The sequence below is a fragment of the Streptacidiphilus sp. PAMC 29251 genome (assembly GCF_054208735.2).
The window spans coordinates 415,360-434,018 of sequence record NZ_CM135725.2; the positions used below are offsets into that span (position 1 = coordinate 415,360).

At 69.5% G+C, this 18,659-nt stretch carries 22 protein-coding genes and 3 pseudogenes; 13 read left to right on the top strand and 12 right to left on the bottom strand.

The genetic code is table 11. The features are described 5' to 3' along the window. Nucleotides 1-40: 40 nt before the first annotated feature. From ACXKR8_RS02145 to ACXKR8_RS02155, 3 genes and pseudogenes are all read left to right on the top strand, one after another. Nucleotides 41-200: pseudogene (locus ACXKR8_RS02145) on the top strand (transposase); the annotation flags it as partial. A gap of 300 nt (nt 201-500) precedes the next feature. Further along, nucleotides 501-734: pseudogene (locus tag ACXKR8_RS02150) on the top strand (transposase); the annotation flags it as partial. Between the two features lie 397 nt (nt 735-1,131). Further along, nucleotides 1,132-2,253, top strand: a complete 1,122-nt coding sequence (locus ACXKR8_RS02155) for an IS630 family transposase (RefSeq protein WP_458271188.1) — start codon at nt 1,132-1,134, stop codon at nt 2,251-2,253. 71 nt (nt 2,254-2,324) lie between these two features. Here the strand turns inward: ACXKR8_RS02155 and ACXKR8_RS02160 are convergent, their stop codons facing one another. The 9 genes from ACXKR8_RS02160 to ACXKR8_RS02200 all read right to left on the bottom strand — a co-directional run bounded on the left by ACXKR8_RS02160 (nt 2,325) and on the right by ACXKR8_RS02200 (nt 10,377). Then, nucleotides 2,325-2,735, bottom strand: coding sequence for a response regulator (locus ACXKR8_RS02160; RefSeq protein WP_458271189.1), 411 nt, complete (start codon nt 2,733-2,735; stop codon nt 2,325-2,327). A 16-nt stretch (nt 2,736-2,751) separates the two neighbouring features. Then, nucleotides 2,752-3,270, bottom strand: coding sequence for an STAS domain-containing protein (locus ACXKR8_RS02165; protein WP_458271190.1), 519 nt, complete (start codon nt 3,268-3,270; stop codon nt 2,752-2,754). Beyond that, on the bottom strand, nt 3,267-3,458 hold the full coding sequence (locus tag ACXKR8_RS02170; RefSeq protein WP_458271191.1) for a hypothetical protein: 192 nt from the start codon (nt 3,456-3,458) through the stop codon (nt 3,267-3,269). The genes ACXKR8_RS02165 and ACXKR8_RS02170 overlap by 4 nt, the downstream gene beginning before the upstream one ends. 40 nt (nt 3,459-3,498) lie before the next feature. Continuing rightward, the gene (locus ACXKR8_RS02175) at nt 3,499-5,193 is read right to left on the bottom strand and encodes a PP2C family protein-serine/threonine phosphatase (protein ID WP_458271192.1); all 1,695 of its coding nucleotides are present in this window, start codon (nt 5,191-5,193) and stop codon (nt 3,499-3,501) included. Nucleotides 5,194-5,438: 245 nt separating this feature from the next. Further along, the gene (locus ACXKR8_RS02180; protein ID WP_458271193.1) at nt 5,439-5,771 is read right to left on the bottom strand and encodes an anti-sigma factor antagonist; all 333 of its coding nucleotides are present in this window, start codon (nt 5,769-5,771) and stop codon (nt 5,439-5,441) included. Between the two features lie 186 nt (nt 5,772-5,957). After that, entirely contained in the window at nt 5,958-8,240 is a 2,283-nt protein-coding gene (locus ACXKR8_RS02185; RefSeq protein ID WP_458271194.1) for a SpoIIE family protein phosphatase, read from the bottom strand. Then, nucleotides 8,237-8,650 carry an STAS domain-containing protein gene (locus ACXKR8_RS02190; protein ID WP_458271195.1) on the bottom strand — a complete coding sequence of 138 codons (414 nt, stop codon included), beginning with the start codon at nt 8,648-8,650 and terminating at the stop codon, nt 8,237-8,239. The genes ACXKR8_RS02185 and ACXKR8_RS02190 overlap by 4 nt, the downstream gene beginning before the upstream one ends. Nucleotides 8,651-8,948: 298 nt before the next feature. Then, the gene (locus ACXKR8_RS02195) at nt 8,949-9,776 is read right to left on the bottom strand and encodes a transposase (protein WP_462099892.1); all 828 of its coding nucleotides are present in this window, start codon (nt 9,774-9,776) and stop codon (nt 8,949-8,951) included. A 202-nt stretch (nt 9,777-9,978) separates the two neighbouring features. After that, the gene (locus ACXKR8_RS02200; RefSeq protein WP_458266979.1) at nt 9,979-10,377 is read right to left on the bottom strand and encodes a transposase; all 399 of its coding nucleotides are present in this window, start codon (nt 10,375-10,377) and stop codon (nt 9,979-9,981) included. Nucleotides 10,378-10,503: 126 nt separating this feature from the next. Here ACXKR8_RS02200 and ACXKR8_RS02205 point away from each other — a divergent pair, with 126 nt between their 5' ends. Together ACXKR8_RS02205 and ACXKR8_RS02210 are read left to right on the top strand one after the other, a co-directional pair. Next, complete coding sequence (locus ACXKR8_RS02205) at nt 10,504-10,626, top strand: hypothetical protein (protein WP_458271196.1); 123 nt, start codon at nt 10,504-10,506, stop codon at nt 10,624-10,626. A 3-nt stretch (nt 10,627-10,629) separates the two neighbouring features. Beyond that, nucleotides 10,630-10,764: a DUF6199 family natural product biosynthesis protein gene (locus tag ACXKR8_RS02210; protein ID WP_458271197.1), complete on the top strand. Its 135-nt coding sequence runs from the start codon at nt 10,630-10,632 to the stop codon at nt 10,762-10,764. A 63-nt stretch (nt 10,765-10,827) separates the two neighbouring features. On the opposite strand, the gene ACXKR8_RS02215 is transcribed toward ACXKR8_RS02210, so the two are convergent. Then, entirely contained in the window at nt 10,828-11,241 is a 414-nt protein-coding gene (locus ACXKR8_RS02215; RefSeq protein WP_458271198.1) for an ATP-binding protein, read from the bottom strand. 253 nt (nt 11,242-11,494) lie between these two features. Here ACXKR8_RS02215 and ACXKR8_RS02220 point away from each other — a divergent pair, with 253 nt between their 5' ends. Further along, nucleotides 11,495-12,004 carry an STAS domain-containing protein gene (locus ACXKR8_RS02220; protein ID WP_462100248.1) on the top strand — a complete coding sequence of 170 codons (510 nt, stop codon included), beginning with the start codon at nt 11,495-11,497 and terminating at the stop codon, nt 12,002-12,004. 11 nt (nt 12,005-12,015) lie between these two features. On the opposite strand, the pseudogene ACXKR8_RS02225 reads toward ACXKR8_RS02220, so the two are convergent. Further along, a pseudogene (locus ACXKR8_RS02225) lies at nt 12,016-12,282 on the bottom strand (MerR family transcriptional regulator); the annotation flags it as partial. Between the two features lie 9 nt (nt 12,283-12,291). Between ACXKR8_RS02225 and ACXKR8_RS02230 the strand changes: the two are divergent. The 3 genes from ACXKR8_RS02230 (at nt 12,292) to ACXKR8_RS02240 (ending at nt 13,991) form a co-directional block, all read left to right on the top strand. After that, nucleotides 12,292-12,621 (top strand): STAS domain-containing protein, encoded by a 330-nt coding sequence (locus tag ACXKR8_RS02230; protein WP_458271200.1) that lies wholly within the window; start codon nt 12,292-12,294, stop codon nt 12,619-12,621. Nucleotides 12,622-12,842: 221 nt separating this feature from the next. Continuing rightward, entirely contained in the window at nt 12,843-13,268 is a 426-nt protein-coding gene (locus ACXKR8_RS02235) for an ATP-binding protein (protein ID WP_458271201.1), read from the top strand. A gap of 216 nt (nt 13,269-13,484) precedes the next feature. Continuing rightward, complete coding sequence (locus ACXKR8_RS02240; protein WP_458271202.1) at nt 13,485-13,991, top strand: hypothetical protein; 507 nt, start codon at nt 13,485-13,487, stop codon at nt 13,989-13,991. A 31-nt stretch (nt 13,992-14,022) separates the two neighbouring features. On the opposite strand, the gene ACXKR8_RS02245 is transcribed toward ACXKR8_RS02240, so the two are convergent. Then, nucleotides 14,023-15,189: an ATP-binding protein gene (locus ACXKR8_RS02245; RefSeq protein ID WP_458271203.1), complete on the bottom strand. Its 1,167-nt coding sequence runs from the start codon at nt 15,187-15,189 to the stop codon at nt 14,023-14,025. 432 nt (nt 15,190-15,621) lie between these two features. Here ACXKR8_RS02245 and ACXKR8_RS02250 point away from each other — a divergent pair, with 432 nt between their 5' ends. From ACXKR8_RS02250 to ACXKR8_RS02265, 4 genes are all read left to right on the top strand, one after another. After that, nucleotides 15,622-15,912, top strand: a complete 291-nt coding sequence (locus ACXKR8_RS02250) for a DUF4190 domain-containing protein (RefSeq protein WP_458271204.1) — start codon at nt 15,622-15,624, stop codon at nt 15,910-15,912. Between the two features lie 491 nt (nt 15,913-16,403). Further along, nucleotides 16,404-17,309 (top strand): RNA polymerase sigma factor SigF, encoded by a 906-nt coding sequence (locus ACXKR8_RS02255; protein WP_458271205.1) that lies wholly within the window; start codon nt 16,404-16,406, stop codon nt 17,307-17,309. Between the two features lie 115 nt (nt 17,310-17,424). Further along, the gene (locus tag ACXKR8_RS02260) at nt 17,425-18,282 is read left to right on the top strand and encodes an STAS domain-containing protein (protein WP_458271206.1); all 858 of its coding nucleotides are present in this window, start codon (nt 17,425-17,427) and stop codon (nt 18,280-18,282) included. Then, nucleotides 18,279-18,659, top strand: a complete 381-nt coding sequence (locus tag ACXKR8_RS02265) for an STAS domain-containing protein (RefSeq protein ID WP_458271207.1) — start codon at nt 18,279-18,281, stop codon at nt 18,657-18,659. Before ACXKR8_RS02260 ends, ACXKR8_RS02265 begins: the two co-directional genes overlap by 4 nt.

The window sequence follows — 18,659 nt, forward strand, 5'->3', positions numbered from 1 at the left end:
CTCGGGTGTGGCGCGTTTTGACGTGACGGATGCCGAGTGGATGTTGATCGAGCCTCTTCTGCCGGTGGCGGCTACGGGGCCGTTGCCTCGGCGGGTGCGTGATCAGTTCAACGGGGTGGTCTGGCGTTTTCGTACCGGGTCAGGTTGGCGTGACGTCCCGGAGCGGTACGGGCCCTGGTCCACGGTGTACTCCCGGTTCAACAGCTAGGCCAGGGCCGGGGTGTTCCAGGGGCTGATGGACGCGTTGATCGCGGAGGCGGCCGGGCGGGGGCTGGTCGGGCTGGAGCTGGTGAGCGTGGACTCCACGGTCGTGCGCGCGCACCAGGACTCCGCCGGGCTGGCCGTCGCCGGGGAGACCCTGGATGCCCTCGAACAGGCACTGACCGAGGAAAGGGGGCTCCGCTTCCGAAGCAACCGCCGGTGTGGCGGGTGGTGCACCACCCGCCACAGCGGACACGACCGCCGCGGAACGGGCGCGGGCAGAGCGTGCCGCAACGCGGCGTCGCCGCAAAGCCCGGGCGAAGGCTGCCGGACTCGGCCGGTCCCGGGGCGGCCTGAGCAGCAAGGTCCATGCCGCAGTCGACTCCGCCGGGTTACCCCTGTCCTTCGTCCTGACTCCCGGTCAGGCGGCGGACTGCCCGCAGTTTCGGAATGTGTTGGAGAAGGTCAGGGTCCCGGGGCCGGTCGGACGGCCCGGCCTTCTGTCAGTGGGTCCGCATGCGGGTTGTCGTTGAGGGCATTCGTCCGAAGAGGCGAGATGGGACGGGCGCGGTCGGCCCACGAGGCGGAGGAGGTGTTCAGATGAGTGCTGAACACAGAGCTGAAATGAACCGGGAGTGGGGGGTAGGGGGCATCAAGAATCGAAGGGCCAGGGCCGTGGGAGGTATGGCCCTCGCTCTGGCCATGGTCATCACGGGGGTAGTCATACTGGCTTCGGGGGGACGACACAGCCACAACGGATTTCCAATGATCATCGGGGGCGGTGCCGTGATGGTGTTCCTGGGCATCCTGGGCTTCGTATTCAGGAAAAGTCTCAAGCGCTAGTGCGTTGACCGGGTGACTTCGCCGGGTCGGTGGGGTGTGGGACGGTGGACTGTTGAGTCTGATCCGTTTCGGCTTCGCGGAGGCGTGGTGGCAGAGCCAGTCAGGGTCCGTCGGTTATCCGACCAGGAGGGCCAGAAGCTGCAGCAGATCGTGCGGCGCGGCACCATGAACACGGTGCGCTACCGCCGCGCGATGATGCTGCTGGCCTCGGCCGGAGGCAACCGGGTCCCGATCATCGCCCAGCTCGTGGCGGCCGACGAGGACACGGTGCGCGACGTGATCCACAGGTTCAACGAGATCGGCCTGGCCGCACTGGACCCTCAGTGGGCGGGAGGCCGTCCCCGCCAGCTCAGCCCTGACGACGAGGACTTCGTCGTCCAGACGGCCACCACCCGACCGACCCGACTGGGTCAGCCCTTCACCCGCTGGTCCCTGCGCAAATTAGCCGCCTACCTTCCCACTGTCGCGGGCCGGACCATCGGCCTGGGACGCGAGGGGCTGCGTTGCCTGTTGGCCCGACGCGGCGTCACCTTCCAGCGCACCAGTACCTGGAAGGAGTCCACCGACCCCCACTACGACACCAAGCTCGACCGCATCGAGTACCTGCTGGAGCACGCACCTGGGCGCGTCTTCGCGTTCGACGAGTTCGGGCCGCTCGGCATCCGCCCCACCGCCGGAGCCGGCTGGGCGCCGGCTGGCCATCCCGACCGCCTGCCGGCCACCTACCACCGCACCCACGGCGTGACCTACTTCCACGGCTGCTACTCGGTGGGCGACGACACCCTGTGGGGTGTCAACCACCGCCACAAGAGCGCCGTGAACTCCCTGGCCGCGCTGAGATCGATTCGCGCCGCGCGCCCCGACGGCGGACCCATCCACGTGATCATGGACAACCTGTCCGCGCACAAGGGCGCCAAGATCCGGGCCTGGGCGAAGAAGAACCAGGTCGAGCTGTGCTTCACCCCGACCAACGCCTCCTGGGCCGACCCGATCGAGGCCCACTTCGGCCCACTGCGCCAGTTCACCCTGGCCAACTCCCACCACCCGAACCACACGGTCCAGACCCGCGCCCTGCACGCCTACCTGCGCTGGCGCAACACCCACGCCCGCCACCCCGACGTCCTCGCCGCCCAACGCCGCGAACGCGCCCGCATCCGCAGCGAGAAAGGCATCCGCTGGGGCGGACGCCCACTCCTCACCACCGCATAACCCGCAACCCGGCGAAGTCACCCGGTCAACGCACTAGCCGGCGACTCCCGCCAAACGGAGGGAACGCCCTCTCATCCTGTCCAGAAGTCGTCGATGCGGGTGACGACCGTGATGAAGTCGTCCAGGTTCAGGGGCTTGGTGACGTAGGCGTTGGCGTGCCTCTGGTAGGAGTCGACCACGTCCAGCGATGCCCCTGAGGTGGTCAGCACGACGACGGGGATGGACTGGAAGGTCGGGTCGGACTTGAGGGTCTCCAGGAGTTCACGCCCTCCCATCCGTGGCATGTTCCAGTCCAGGACGATCAGGTCAGGCCATACCCCTGCGGGCTCACGCAGGTGCTCCAGGACGGCGACGCCGTCGGTGACATGGGTGATGGTCCGGGCGAGCCCGTGGTCTTGCAGGGCGTCTCGGATCAACAATGCGTCGGCGGCGTCGTCCTCCACCAGCAGGACGGCAGCGGTCGGCGTTGAATGGTGGGCCATCGCGGGCTCCAAGTGGTCACGGGATCTTGACGGGTACGGTGGCAGCCCCCGGCGTGCCATCTCTGACAGGCGCTTGCAGCTGAGTGCGGCTACCGGCTGAGTGCAAGTTGTGTCGTCCTGCCCGGGCGGTGCGGACTGCGGCCCGGTGGCGGACGGTTCCGGTGGCGGTGGCGACTTGATCGCCATGGTCCTGGCAGGGGCCGGTGAGGGCGTCAGCGAGGTAGGCGTCCATGCCGGTGAGTTGTATGACGTGGCGCTGGTGCTCGTTGAAGCCGACCAGGTGAAGTCGCACGCCGTCGGTGACCGTGCAGCGCTTGATCCAGATAACGGTGGACAGGCCGGAGGAGTCGCAGGCATCTACGCCGGCGAAGTCGAGTGTCAGACATTGCGGCGTGGGGACGATGTTCAGGGCCTCGTCGGCGGCCTGGCGCAGGTCTGCGACGGTCTCGTAGTCGCACGGGCCGCTGAGGACCAGGACGACGCGTCCGGGTCCGCTCTGCGTGGTGGTGATCGTCAGCGGCTCGTTGGTGTTCATGTGTTGTCCTTGGTCGTGCGGTTGTGCGGGGATGTGGTGGCGGTGGTCACCGCGCATCGACCGGCGTCGATGATGGCCAGTGTGCGCGGGAAGTCGTGCAGTTGGGCGGCGATGACGTCCAACGCGGTCAGCAGGGATCGGGGTCGGACGTTGCGGGCAGGATGTCTGCGGTCCAGGTCAGTCGTCACCGGCCCTCCCCTGCGCCGAGGCACCGCCTGGTGCGGTGCGTCATCCGGTGTACCTGCCCCGGCCGCGGCCGTCCACCATGGTCAGGTGCGATCCGCGGCGTGGTGCGCCGATCGCCATCAGGGCGATGTCATCGTGCTCGCCGCCGCCCAGCCACTGCGCGGTGGCCAGTTCGATCCGTTCGACCACCGCCTCCACGGGCATTCCGGCGCACTCGGCCAGGGCGTCCTTCAGGCGCTGGTCGGCGAACATCTCCCGGCCGCCGGGACCGCCGCGGGCCTCGGTGACGCCGTCGGAGTACAGCAGGCACATCTCCCCCGGTTCCAGCACCGTGGTCCAGGTGGTGGAGGTGATGTCGGGCACCGCGCCGATGAGGGTCCCCCGGGTGGCGGCCTGCTCCACGGAGCCGTCCGCGCGCAGCAGCAGCGGGGCGGGATGGCCGGCGGAGGTCAGGTGCAGGTCGAGGCGGCCGTTGCTCACGGGAGTGACGCCGGCCAGGACCAGGGTGACGAAGCGGGCGTCCTGGTCGTCCAGGAGAGTGGCGTTCAGGAGCTCCAGCAGGTGTCCGTGGCGCAGTTCCAGGCGGCGTAGTGCGGCCAGGGTGTTGCGGATCTTCCCGGTCAGGATCGCGGCACCCGGGCCCTTGCCGCACACGTCGCCGAGCATCAGCAGCGTCTCGCCCGCACTCTCGTCCTGGCCCGCGGTGGGCAGGGGCGGGTGGACGTCGTAGAAGTCGCCGCCGATCAGGTCCGCGGCACGGGCGGGGCGGTAGGAGCTGGCAAGGTCGATGCCCTCCAGGCGATCGGTGGGCGGGGGGATCAGGGCGCGTTGCAGGACTGTGGTGGTCTCGGTGCGCTCGGCGTACAGGACGGCGGCGGAGATCGCGGCGCCCGCGCGGGCGGCGAAGATCCGCGCGAAGACCTCCTCCTCGTCGTTGAAGCCGGCCTGGTCCGCGCGGCGCAGCAGGATCAGCGCCCCGGCGGAGACCCCGTTGCCGGGCAGCGGGGTGACGACCAGGGAGCCGAGTTCGCCGAAGCCTTCGGGTAGTAGCCACGGGGGTGCGAGGTCGGGCTGGACCCACAGGGAGGGCACGGGCGGGAACCCGGCCAGCGCGTCACTCAGTCCCGGGACCTGGTCGACCTCCACGCTCAGGGAGGTCTCCTCGATCCGGCCCCCACGGACCATGCGGGTCACCGAGACCCGTCGTCCCCGGGTAGGGGTGACCACCACGGCGGCGTCGGCGAGTTGCTCGGCGGCCAGTTCCGCGGTCGCCCGCAGGCAGCGGCGCTGGTTGAGCGAGGCCAGCAGGCGTGCCGAGGCCCGCACCAGGAACTGGGTGCGGGCCCGCTCCTCGCCAAGGCGCTTGAGGGCGGCGCGCTCCTCGGTGACGTCGGTCAGCAGCCAGCCGGTGCACTCCCCCGGCAGCGGCTGGGCGGTGGCCCGGAACACCCGCTCACCCACGGAGCCGTCCAGCGCCTCCACACCCTGCTCCTGCGCGTGCACGAGCCAGGAGGCGACCGTTTCGACGGTGAACGCGTCGGTGGCTCCCAAGGCCGGGAACAGGGCTTCGGCTGCCTTGTTGTGCAGGCGCACCCGCGCCGGGTCGCCTGCCAGCACGAGCACCGGTGCTACCGCGTCGACCAGGGCGCGCAGCAACGGCGCTCCGATGGCGGGCCGCGGCGTTGGGGCTGCGGGCGCGGGAGCGGAGGGGCCGGGTGCGGGCGGGAAGGACGTCATGGAGGACCACGGGCCCAGTCACCGGTGGTGCCGGGCTGACTCATTTCTTTGTCTCGACAGCGGACAACAGGCGTTGTCGCCTGAGCCACCGTCTCGCGGTGCGACAGATATGGCAAGCCCGTGCCCCGTCGCCGGAAAGGCACCGACTCCGTCAAGGGAGGCACCTGCCCCGGACAGCGCCTCACATTCCCGACAGTCCGACAGCCGGGGTCTGTTGGCAAAGCCACTGCGGGGTAGCAGCTGGATCAGCTCGCGTGGGGCGGAGTCGCCTCGGCGGTGAAGTGGTCCTTGAGACCCACCGCGTCTAGGACGCGGATGATGTGGCCCGGAACTGCCACCAGGATGAGGGCCGCTCCGGTGCCGGCGGCCAGGTTGCGGGCCGCCAGGAGGGCGCGGATGCCGCTGGAGTCGAAGAACTCGACCGCTTCCAGATCCAGGACTAGTCGTTGGCCAGGAAGCAGTGCGAGGCTGGGCAAGAGGTCGTGGAACTCTTGGGCGGTCTCGAAGTCCAGCGCCCCGGCGATCTCGACGAGCGGGCCGCTGTCGCTCGTGCGGGCCTGGAGCGTCAACGGCATCATCGCCGGCCTCCGGCGCCCGGCGCCGCGGACGCCGCGGCCTTGGTAGCGGATTCCTCACAGGCGCGGGCGGTCGTACCCCGCACAACCGCCTCGCCTCTGCCCTTCGCACGCGCGTTCATAGCTCGTATCTTGCCACGCGGTCTTTCCCCGCGGCGCGTGCGCAGCCGTTCAAGCTGGCCGATGGCCTCACGGGAGTTGGTGATTCTCGCCATCCTGTGGGGCATCAGGCTTGGTGGTGGATTGCCGGGGTGATCCGCGATGGGTGGCGGTCAGGACCAGGGCCGCCTGGTCGTCGTTGATCTCCTTGCCATCGGTGAAGATCCGTAGGGCCTCGGTGAGGGTGTGGATGACCTGGGATGCCGTGGCCTGCTGCGGTGCCTTGGTCAGGGCCTGGGCGAGGCGTTCCTCGCCGAACTGCTCTGCGGCCTCGTTGCGGGCTTCGGTGAGGCCGTCGGTGTAGAGCAGCAGGCTCTCTCCGGGGTGCAGGTGCAGGTGTTGGGTGGTCAGGTGCGGGTCGGGCGTGATGCCCAGCAGGGAGCCGTCGCTGTGGACGAAGGCGGCAGCGCCCTGGGCGTCGATGTGCAGGGGCAGGGTGTGGCCGGCGCGGACCAGGCTGATGTCCAGACCGTCGGTGGTGGGGACGAGATAGCCGTAGACGAGGGTGACGAAGCCGGTGCCGTGGCTGATGGGCCGGTCCAGGAGTGCTTTGTTGACGGCGCGGACCACGGCGTCGGGGCCAGGCAGCAGGGGGGCGACGGCGCGGGCGGTGTGGCGGACCAGGGCGGTGGTGGTGGCGGCCAGGGCGCCGCGTCCGCAGACGTCGCCGAGCATGAACGCCCAGGTACCCTCATGCAGGGGGAAGACGTCGTAGAAGTCGCCGCCGATGTCGAGTCCCTCGCCTGCGGGGTGGTAGTAGGTGGCCAGTTGCGCGCCCGGCACGTCGGGTACGCGGGGCAGGAGCAGCCCGGCCTGCAGGTCGCGGCCCAAGGTGACGCGTTCGGTGTACTGACGGGCGTTCAGCGCTGCCGAGGCGGCGCGGCGTGCGAGCTCCTCGGCCAGGGCGACGGTGTGCCCGTCGAAGGACTGCTCGCCGGTGGTCAGCAGGGTCATGGCGCCGAACGCTGTGCCGCGGTCCATCAGGGGCACGCACAGGTACCCGGTGACCTTCAGGTCCGACCAGGGACCAGGGCCGGTCGGGGTACGGCGGGCGATCTCACTGGTACCGGAGGCGATGACCCGGGCGACAGCGTCGTCAGCGGCATCGTAGACCGGGATATGCGAGGCGAGGAGGCGTTCCTCCTCAGCCGTGGGCGCGGCGGTGGCGATGCGGTGCACGCGCCCGGATTCGACGACATCGACCGTGATCAGCGGGGCCAGGGTCGGTGTGGCGGCGGTGGCCAGGCGCTGCAGTGTCTGGGCGTGATCGAGGTCGGCGGACAGCGTGGTGCTGGCTTCCAGAAGGAAGGCCAGGTCGGCGCGGGCAGCCTTTTCCCTGGTCTCGGCGGCCAGGCGGGCCTGGTCGGCCTGGTGGCGCTCGATCGCCAGGGCAGCGGTGCCGGCGAACACCCGTGACAGGGCCAGGTCAGCGTCCTGCGGGGCGCGGGGTGTGCGGTGGTACATCGCGAAGGTGCCCAGCAGCGATCCGTCCCTGGCCAGGATCGGGGTCGACCAGCAGGCCGCGACGCCTGCCTTCGTGGCCAGGTCGCGGAAGTCGTCCCAGAAGGGGTCGGTGGCAATGTCGGTGACGATGACCGGCTGGCGCCGGTGAGCGGCGGTGCCGCAGGAACCGACGCCTTCGCCGGTGGCGATGCCGTCGATGGCCTGGTTGTAGAAGTCGGGCAGGCTGGGGGCCGCCCCGTGGCGCAGGTGGCGTCCGTCTGGGTCGGCCAGCAGGACCGAGACCAGGACCTCCTCCGGCGCCAGGTTCTCGATCGTGCGGGCCATGCCGTGGAGCACCTGCTCCAGCGGGGCTTGGCGGGCGATCTGCTCCAGCAGCGCACGGTGCTCGGCGGTCAGCCGCTGCGCGTGCTTGATCTGGGTGGTCTCCACCCCGATGATCCGCACCCCCATCACGTTGCCGCCCGCGTCCAGGCGCGGCTCGTAGGTGAAGTCGAAGAAGGCTTCCCGTGCACCGGGTCCGGTGCCCAGCATGATGCGGGCGTCGTGTCCGGTGTGGCGCTCACCGTGGCGGTAGACCCGGTTCAGCAAGGCCAAGAAGCCCTGCTCGGCAAGCTCCGGCATCAACTGCCCGATCGGAACCCCGGTCCGCGCACGGTCCCCGCCCCCGATCGCCGCGAAGAACGCCGGGTTCGCCGCCTCGAGCATGTGCGCGGGACCGGCGAGGGAGGCGAACACGGCGCTGGACTGGCCGAACAGGGCCCGCAGGTCCTGCTCCGCCCCGCTGTCGGCTGCCGGACGAGGGACTGGGTCGCCGGTCGGCACTGACGGCTGTTCTGGAACACGGGTCATCGCCCTGCTACCTCTCGATTGTCCACAGGCACCGAGGACCTGGCGTCCTGGACGTGCGGTTCGTGCGCGCTGTCGGCCTCCAGCGCTTCGCGCGCCGTGTCGTGCACGGCCATCACCTGGTTCAACCCCGTCAACGCGAAGAGCCGCGCCACGGAAGCGGGCACCGCCGCCAGGCGCAGCGCCCCGCCGCGCGCGGACAGTTGCTGGTAGATCCCGATCAAGCAGCCGATGCCGGAGGAGTCGCAGAAGGTCATAGCGGTGCAGTCGACCACCATCAGCGGAGGCGGCTGCGGCCCGGCGAGTGCGGTCTCGGCTGCTTCCCGCAACTGGACGGCGCTGTGGAAGTCCAGTTCACCCCGTAGAGCGAGCACATATGCGAGCCCGGCCGGCCTGGTTTCTACCGAGAACAACCTTCACTGCCTCCACCTCGACCACCGGGGAGCATCCGATGACGGGCAGCCTCCATCGGCCACGCGCAGGCTGGTTCCGGCGGCTCCATGCGGCCGCCATGCTCTCCATCAGTCCCGCTTACCCCCTGACAGCCGCTTCACCGGTCGGTGACCCTCTCCATTCCGCAGGTGAAGGAAACCCAGCCGTCCTCTCTGCAGTCCGTTGGTCCCAGCGCGCCTGGGCCAGCCGGATCCACCGGCCTCGTGCCGGGTCCGATGCGTCCCGGAACGTGTCAAGTCAAATGAGACGTTCGTACGGTTATGCGCTCTGTTGTGCTGATTCGGGTTCTCTGCGTTTGGCGGGGTCGTTGATCCACGCCTGATCGGGGATCTTGGGCGGGCGGGGGCGGCGGGCGAAGCGTTCGGGGTGGCGGGCGTATGCCTCGTTGAGCGTGACGGCGCGCTGGTCCTGGACTTGGCCGGCGGTGCCGAAGTGCACGGACGCAGGCGTGTGCAGCCCGATGCCCGAATGGCGATGCTCATGGTTGTAATAGGCAATGAATGAGTCGAACCACTCGCGTGCGTGGTTCAGGGAGTCGAACCGCGCCGGGTAGTCGGCCATGTACTTCGTGGTTTTGAACTGGCTTTCGCTGTACGGGTTGTCATTCGAGACCTTGGGGCGCGAGTGCGAGCGCGTCACGCCCAGATCGATGAGCAACTGCGAGACTTTCTTGCTGGTCATCGAGGTGCCGCGGTCCGCGTGCAGGTGCTCGGGGGCGATGCCGTTGCGTTCGACGGTCTCGCTGATCAACTCCTCGGCGCGCTCGGCCGATTCGGCCATCTCCACGGTGTAGCCGACGACGTAGCGGCTGAAGATGTCGATGATGACGTAGGCGTGGTACCAGATGCCCTTGTCTGGTCCGGCCAGTTTGGTGATGTCCCAACTGAAGACCTGCGAGGGGGCGGTGGCCACGAGTTCGGGGATGGACTTGGCGGCGTGGGTGGCCTGGCGGCGGCGCTCGCCGGTCTGGCCCTGGGCCTCCAGGATCCGGTACATCGTGCGCACTGAGCAGTAGTAGCGGCCCTCGTCCAGTTCGCGCGCCCAGATCTGGGCAGGTGCCAGTTCGGCATAGGCCGGGCTGTTCATCAGTGCCAGGATCCGCGCGCGCTCCGCCGGAGCCAGAGCTGAGGGCGGCGAGGGGCGCGGAGGCGCTCGCGCGGCGGGGGCGGGTTGAGCCGACGGTAGTGCGTGGCCCGTGAGCGACCGGTCAGCCGGCAGGCCGCAGTGGTGTTCAACTCCCGCTCCAGCGACTGGAAGAGCTCGTCGGCGACCTGCTCGGCCTCGGCTTTCAGCCCGCACTCTTGGAGAGCAGTTCCAAGAGTGCGGAAGCTTTTCCCAGCAGCTCCAGGGCGGCGTCCTTCTGCGCCAGCTCCCGTTCCACGACGGCCAGCCTCTTGCGCAGCCGCTCGGCCTCGGCTGCTTCGGCGGGCCTCTTGGGGCGTGCGGGCGAGGTCCGCCGGTCGGCGAGCGTGGCCATCGCTCCGGCGTCTCGCGCGGCCCGCCACTCGATGATGTGCGAGTGGTACAACCGCTCGCGGCGCAGGACCGCGCCCTTCTCCCCGCTGGGGGCGGCATCGTACTCAGCGACGATCCGCAGCTTGTATTCCGCCGTGAACGTGCGCCGCTTCGGCCGCGGGGCCGGGTCGGGCTCGGGGGCTGTGCGTGAGGTGGTGGTATTGGAAGCCATGCCGGGAATCTCCTGTCTCGCCCATCCAGACTAACCCGGACGAACCGGACGTCTCAGTCGAGACTGTCAGAGAGGGTCCTGGGCACCAGTAGCCATACTCCTGTGCACGCAGGGCAGCCGCAGGAAATGACACCCCTTGAGTTGGCCTCCGCCTCGCACAGCGGCGGCAGCAATGTGATCTTCATCATTGCCGCCGTCTTCGTCGGTGCAATGTCCCTGTTGCACGCCATCAAGCCGGAGACCGCCTAGAAGATGCGGCGATGGCAGTTCAGGAACCAGGCGGCGAACGAGCCGTCGTCGGCGGGATACGCCGCTATCCGCGTCGGTGGTATCGCCGGAGTCGCCATAGCGGTCGTCTTCGTCCTGCTCGGGACGCACGTCCTGTGACAGCGTCCCCGGTCGGTCCCGCCTTGGGCAGGCGCGGGCCAGGTCGGCCGAGTCAGGGCAGCGTCAGCCGAGGAGGGTCAAGAGCGCCGTCACGGTCTTGCCCCCGTCTCCCTGTCGTTGGATCTCCACTCGGTCGGCCAGGCCCTGGAGCAGGTGCCAGCCGAACCCTCCGCCGCCGGCGGTCAGGTCCGCTGCCCGCGGCACCGGAAGGTCGGCGCTGGTGTCGCTGACGGAGACCTGGAGCAGTTCCCCGTTCTGGGTCAGTTCAAGGACGCAGGGGCCCGGAGCGTGGCGGACCGCGTTGGAGAGCAGTTCGGCGACCACGATCAGTGCCTCCTGCGTCGCGGTGGCCGAAGGTGGACGTGCCCCGGCCTCCAGGAAGGCCCGGGCGTGTCCACGGGCCAGGCCCAGGGTGCCCCTGCGGCCGGACAGCTGCCAGCGCGCACAGCGCGCAGGCAGGCCCGGTTGCTCGCCCACTCCTCGCACCGCACCTCCGCTACCAGGAGTGTCGCCAACGGCCGATCCGCCAGTTGCCGGCCAAGACTACGGGAGCCCTGCTGCCATGCGACTCTCGGTGGGACCGCAGTCGTAGCGCTGCTGTCCCAGTGCCCGCGGCAGGGACGGGGCCGCTGGAAGCGGATCCGCGTCCGTCGCCTGACGCGTAGGCTCAATCGGAACCCCCAACTGCGGCCGGTCTGCTGTGGCCGCTGCACTAGAGGAGAGGCGCTGCATGGACCTTCCCGTGCTTCCCGGCGCCCGCCCCTCCCCCGCTGCCTGCTCTCACAGCCACGCCCCTTACGGCGGCGCCCCGCAGGAGCGCTTCGGCGAGGCCTGTGTCAGCTACTTCGACCAGGGCGAGGTATTCGTGGTGATCCTGCGGGGCGAACTGGACTGGCGTGCCGAGGACTTCGTGCGTGATCTGATAGACCACGCCCGAAGCAGCGCACGCCCCCTGGTGGTGGACCTCTCGGCCGTCACCCACCTGCACATCGACGTCCTGGCGCAGTTCCTCGCCGCGCGGACCCGCCCCGGCATCAGCCTGCTCACCCCGCTGCCGCCGGCCTTCCTGAGGATCGCGGGCACCACCGGGACCACCGACGCCTTCACCCTGCACGCGAACCTGGTGCACGCCGTGGCGTCGTGCACGTCGCCGCATCCCCCACGCCCTGAGAACTGTCAGCCCCGCAGCCTCAATGATCACCGGGCGGCTAGGGTTCGCACCCGCCGTGCTCCAAGCTGACAGGCGAAAGGTCAGGCGCTCTGGTCGGATCGCCTGTCCGGGGTGCGGAGCTGCTCGTTCAGGCGCAGGGCTTCTTCGAGCTGGTCTTCGAGGATGACGATGCGGCAGGCGGCCTCGATGGGGGTGCCCTGGTCGGCCATCTCGCGGGCGCGGGAGGCGATGTGCAGCTGGTAGCGGGAGTAGCGGCGGTGTCCGCCCTCCGAGCGCAGCGGGGTGATCAGGCCTTGTTCGCCGACCGCGCGCAGGAATCCGGGGGTGGCGCCGATCATCTCGGCTGCCCAACGACGATGAACCCACTGACCCTCTCCCAGAGCACCACCGCCACCGGACCCGTTCTGCACGTGGCCGGCGAACTCGACTACGCCCAGGCGCCCGCCCTGCGCGAACACGTCGACAGCGTCGTCCTGACCCCCGGCCAGAACCTGGTCATCGACCTGTCCGGCCTGGACTTCTGCGACTCCACCGGCATCACCGTGCTCCTGGCCGCCCGCCAGCGCGCCCAAGCCGCCGGCGCCGACGTGATCCTGGCCGCCGTCCCCGCCGACACGATGCGCGTCCTGACAGTCATCGGCCTGCACCACGTCTTCACCATCCACCCCACCGGCGATACCGCCTGACGTCCACACCGACACCACGGCACAGGCTCCCACCGGGCTGGCAGAACCGGCGCCGACGGCCGTACCCGTGGCCACGTCAGAGCCGAGCGAGCGCACCACCAAGCAGGCATATGCCAATATGGCCGCTTGGTGAGTATTGGGCTCCGTGTGGCTGATTTCCACGCCCGGGTTCGGGAAGGCGGAGGTTACAAACTTCCCCCTCATGAGAGGAGCTGCGGCACATGAGCCCGTCTCAGGAACCTATTTCTCCGCAGCACGCCAGCTTCGCCCTGGACGGGCTGCACGGCTCCGTCGGCGCAGCCCGGGACTCCGCCAGAGCGTTCTTCGCCGGCGCGAACGCGACGCTGCCCGAACCTGTGCTGGGAGACGCGCTCCTGGTAGTCAGCGAACTGGTCACCAACGCCGTGCGCCATGCCCCGGGCCCGTGCATGCTCACCCTGACACAGGACCAGAAGCAGGTGACCATCGCGGTCAGCGACAGCTTCGCCTCCCTGCCGGTCCCCCGCAGCGCCGACCTGACCAGCGGCACCGGGGGCTTCGGCTGGAACCTCCTGAGGGACCTGGCCCGGCACGTGCGCATCACGGCCCGCCGGGACGGCAAGACCATCACTGCCGTCCTCCCGCGCCTCCTGCTCGCAGGAATCTGACCCCACCGCACTGCCCGTCGGTGGACAGCAGCCGCCCGAGTGCAGGGTAGCGACAACAGGGACAACGCAGTGGGCCACCGTACGCGATGACCGTGAACGCCGGATCAGAGTGTTCTCGGAACAAGGGCGCCCTGAAACATCAGCGAGTTTGTGGGGCAAGGGAGTTGGCACTGTCGTGCAGGGATGCAGGGGTGGGGCGGGGGTACGAACACGTGCATGGATGACAAGGAACTGATCGGTGACGTTACGTGGGATTTCTGCCTGACCGGGGCCGACCAGCTCGTGCGGTGGCACCAGGAGCACCGGCAGGGGGCTGGGGTGTGGTGGTCCCAGCAGCCGTCGCTGGTGGTGGTGTTCTTGGCCTCGGCGATCCACAGTCGTGCCTCGTTGTCCGCGCTGACGGGCTCCCAGGTGGCTTCGGTGTCGCTCGGTGACGCGTACGGGGCGGGGGTCCTGGGCACGGTGCGCTCGTTCGCTCTGGCGGCGATCGAGGGAGCGCCGGCCGGCCCGGGGCTGGGTGAGCAGGAGCGCCGTACGCTCCTGGACAGCTTCGGCACCCCGGCCTTCGCCTCGCTCCAGCAGGCGGTTCAGGAGGTGCTGCAGCATCACCTTCAGGCTGACCCGACTGATGACCCCAGTCTTGGGGACCGCAGTGCGGCGATGACTTCCGTGATCCGTACTGTGCCGCAGCCGCTGCCGGTCCGGGGCGACCGCCCTTGGTGAGGCCGCCAAGGGTCCCTGGTTGGGCGTCGTCTCACCAGGGGCTTTTGGCTATGACGATGCCCGCGTCGTCGCGGTGGGCTCCGGCGTGGCGCAGGAGCTGGCCCGCGATCGCGCCCGGGTTGTGCGAGAGGAAGCCGGGCAGGGCGTCGGTGGTCCAGCGTTCGCTCAGGCCGTCGGAGTGCATGACCAGGGCGCCGCTGGCCGGGAGCGGGTAGGTGAAGGTGCGCAGGCCCCGCATCTGGTGTCCGACGATGCCCGGGACCGAGGGCAGGCTCGTCTTGGTGGCGGTGTCGATCAGCGCGGCGGCGATGTTCCCGACGCCGCAGAACAGCACACGGTCCTGGTCGGGTTCGATCCGCGCCACCGCGACCGCGGCGCCGCGTGAGCCCTTCAGCGCACGGTGGACCTCCCCGATCACCTCCTCGGGCAGTTGGCCGCGCCCGGCCTGGAAGGCCTGCACCGCGGCCTGTCCCGCCAAGGCGGCCATGGGCCCGTGACCCAGACCGTCGCAGAGCATCACCAGGAGACCGGGGTCCCCAACACTGGGGGACGGCGCGTGGGCAGCGGTCCGGGTCGCGGTCAGCAGCGACCAGTGCGACTGCCCGACAGCAGATCCCGCCCCTGGACCCGAAGCTTCCGGCGGCACCTGCCGGGTGCCGTCGTCGCGCCGCGCCGCCCAGGCGTCCCCGCATACCCGTTCTCCACTGATGGGGCGGGTCACGCCCGCCACCGCCAGCTCACCGGCCAGCAGTCGCCCACCGGCCGCGTCGGCCCGGAACTCCTGGTCGTCGCGCGGCCAGAAGCGGCCTGTGACCACCGTTCCCTGCCCGGGCAGGGTGTAGATGTCGAAGGTGTCCGCGAGCCGGGTGATCGCCCCCAGCCCGATCCCCAGCGTCCCCACGCTGGAGATGCCGTCCCGCATCACCGCCGGAAGGTCCGTTATCCCCGGGCCGGCGTCCAGCGCCAGGAACTCCACCGCGGCGTACCGGTCCGTACGCAGAACCCGCAGCAGCAATGAACCGTCGACCGCGTGCTTGGCCAGATTGGTGGCGACCTCAGAGACGGCCAGGGCGACCTCGCCCGCCCGGTGCTCGCTCAGTCCGATGCGCCTGGCCAGGGCCGCAGCGGCACCCCTGGCGCCGGTGAGCTCGTCGCGGTACCAGGCCACGTCCTCGCAGTCCAGCAGTAGCCCGTTCACCCCGCTCCCCCGCGCCCGGCCCGGGCCGCGGTGCGGCCGTCGTGGGTGGGCAGAAGTGCCCGCGCGGGGCGGGCCGTGCAGTGACTCATCGCGTCCCCCTGGTACCAGCTGAATCGGAAGAGGCGAACCTCTGGAGCCTACGTGTGCTAACCCGCTACCTGGGGCAAGCCTCTCATCAGCGCGAGGCCCAACCCACCACGGCGACGGCCGACCCGAAGGACGACGCGCACGGCGCGGACAGGCACCCGCTACCCCCTCGATCGCATCCCATGGCAGAAACACGCAAAACATCTCAACGCGTCCCCCTGGCTGCAGCAGTGTCCGCGTCGTCGGCGAAGATTTCTTTGTCATCGTCAGAGAGCCTGGAATGTAGGCGAGTTGTTGGGGCACATGCCATTCACGGGCAAGCGAACTCATCTTCAAGGAGTAGTAATGGCGACGGGATACGGTGACGCGGCTGCGACTCGCAGCGGCAATGGCATAGCGATTGCGGGCCTGGTCTGCGGGATCGTCGGGATCTTCCTCTTCAACATCATTCTCGGTCCGCTGGCGCTGATCTTCGGGGGCGTCGGCCTGCGGAACGCCAAGCGCAGCGGAGCGGGCCGCTCGGGCATGGCGATCTCCGCGATCGTGCTCGGCGTGGTGGACATCGTCCTGTTCGTGGTCCTGCTGGCGCTGGCCAGCAGCCACGGCGGCAGCTTCCAGTGGCATGTCGGCGGCTGACGTCCACCGAACGGCACGACGATCAGGATCGCAACGTGTGGGGCCACCCCGGCGGGTGGCCCCACACGTTGCGTCTTCGGCAATAGGGGCCCACCACAGGCGGAGTTGTCGGTGAGCTCGCGCGCCAATACCGCGTAGTGCCTTGAACATGGCGAATCCCACCCCGGAAGGAAAGTCGCCGAAGGCGAATGGGTAGAAACGCGGCCGAGGTGTCAGTCGGCGCACGCACCGTCCACTTCCACGTCCGTAGCGCGACCGTGGATTCCCGTGGGCATCGGTCCGCAGGAGGGCACCAGGCGCTCCGTTCTCGGCGCGGAGTCATGCCAGGAGTCCAGGTGAAAGGGCAGGTCAGGGTCATGGCGAGGGGCGTAATATTTTCCTAGGCTTGGAGGTGCTGAACCTCTCGGCATGGGGTATGCGCCGTCGCATGGACGCGCGTGCGCGTCCATGTACTCGCTTGTTGCCGTGTCTCATCCGGAAGGGGACCCCCGATGCTGTCCAGCCTCCAGCCCACCTCGCAAGCGACCCGCACCGCGCCGAACACCCCTGCGGTCACCGAGCCTGCACACCCGCGCCGCGTGGCGGAGCTGTTCCCCGAGCTGGACCTGTCGGACCCGCGCAACTCCACCGGCCCTGACGCACGGGCCATGTCGAAGGTGCTGTTCGCCCGGCTGACGGAGCTGGAGGAGGGGACGCACGAGTACCAGTACGTGCGCAACACCCTGATCGAGCTGAACCTGACCCTGGTGAAGTTCGCGGCCCGTCGGTTCAAGACCCGCAGCGAGCCGATGGAGGACATCATCCAGGTCGGCACGATCGGTCTGATCAAGGCCATCGACCGGTTCGACCTCGACCAGCAGGTGGAGTTCCCCACCTTCGCCATGCCCACCATCGTCGGCGAGATCAAGCGGTTCTTCCGCGACACCAGCTGGGCCGTCCACGTCCCCCGGCGGCTGCAGGAACTGCGCCTGGCCCTGGCCAAGGCCGTCGACGAGCTCACCTTCAGCATCGGCCGCCCGCCGACCCACGCCGAGCTCGCCGCGCACTTGGAGATCAGCGAGGACGAGGTCCGCGAGGGCCTGGTGGCGGCCAACGGCTACTCCGTCAGCTCCATCGACGCCGGCGCCCCGGGCGAGGAAGGCGACGAAGGGACGTCCTTCACCGCACGCCTGGGCGAGGTCGACCCCGGGGTGGAGATGGTCGAGAACCTGGAATCCCTCAAGCCCCTCATGGCGCAGCTGGGTGAGCGGGACAAGGCCATCATCTCCATGCGCTTCGGCGCGGAGATGACCCAGTCCGAGATCGGCGCCGTCCTGGGTGTCTCCCAGATGCAGGTCTCCCGTCTGCTGTCCCGTGCCCTGGGCAGGTTGCGCGACCAGCTCCTGGTGCAGGACTGACTTACCCCGGCCCCTGCCGTTGAGGGTCCTCTTGCTGGGGTCGTGCCCGCCGGTCGGTGGCTATGGCTTAGGGTTTCGGGGACGTCTGGCTCTGAGTGTGAAGGATGTGCGTGCTGTGGCCGGTGTGACCACTACCGACCGACTGGTGAAGTTGCTGTCGGCCAAGGGGGAGGACCTGGCGTCCGGCTGGGTGGCCGAGGTGTCGTCCTCGCTGGGCGGCCGGGTCAGCCGACTGGAGGTCGAGCGTGAGCTGCGCGAGCTCTACACCTCGCTGGTCGCGGCCCTGGGACGGGGCAGCCTGGACGCGCACGGGGAGGCGTTCGCCGAGGTCCGTGCGCTGCTGACGGAACTGTCGCGCAGCCGAGCGCGCCAGGGCTTCACGCCCAGTGAGACCGCGGTGAGTGTGTTCGCGCTCAAGAAGGTCCTCGAACCGGCCCTGGCCGGTGGCGACGCCGAGGACATGAGGGCCTACCTGGAGCTGGCGCGACTGCTGGACGCATGGGGCCTGTTCACCGTCGAGGCCTACACCCGCACCCGCGAGGAGCTGATCAGCGCGCAGGCCGAGCAGCTGCTGGAGCTGTCCACCCCGGTGGTCAAGCTGTGGGACGGGGTGATCGGCGTCCCGCTGGTCGGAACGCTGGATTCGGCGCGGACGATGGTGGTGATGGAGAAGATGCTGCAGGCGCTGATCGACACCGGCTCCGAGCAGGCCATCATCGACATCACCGGGGTGCCCGCGGTGGACACCCAGGTCGCCCAGCACCTGCTGAAGACCGTGGTCGCGGCCCGACTGATGGGTGCCGAGTGCACCATCTCCGGCATCCGTCCGCAGATCGCGCAGACCATCGTGGCGCTGGGCATCGACTTCGGCGACATCGCGACCAAGGCCACCCTGGCTGACGCCCTGCGCCACGCCCTGGGACGCTCGGGCACCACCTTGGTGAACGCCCCTGCCGCGGGGCGGGTCCGATGAGCGAGCGGGTGCCGGTCCTGCAGATCGGGCAGGTCCTGCTGGTCTCGATCCAGAGCGACCTCGACGACCAGACCGTGCTGAACCTGCAGGACGACTTGGCGGCGCGGGTGGTGGACACCGGTGCGCACGGTGTGGTCATCGACATCACCGCGGTGGAGATCGTGGACTCCTTCGTGGGCCGGATGCTGGCCACCATCGCCTCGATCTCCCGGCTGCTGGACGCGAAGACCGTGGTGGTGGGCATGCGGCCGGCCGTCGCCATCACCCTGGTCGAACTGGGTCTGTCCCTGGGCGGCGTGCGCACCGCTCTGACCTTGGAGAAGGGTCTGCAGATCCTCAACCGTGAGATCACCTCGACGCCGCCCGCCGGCTCGTGA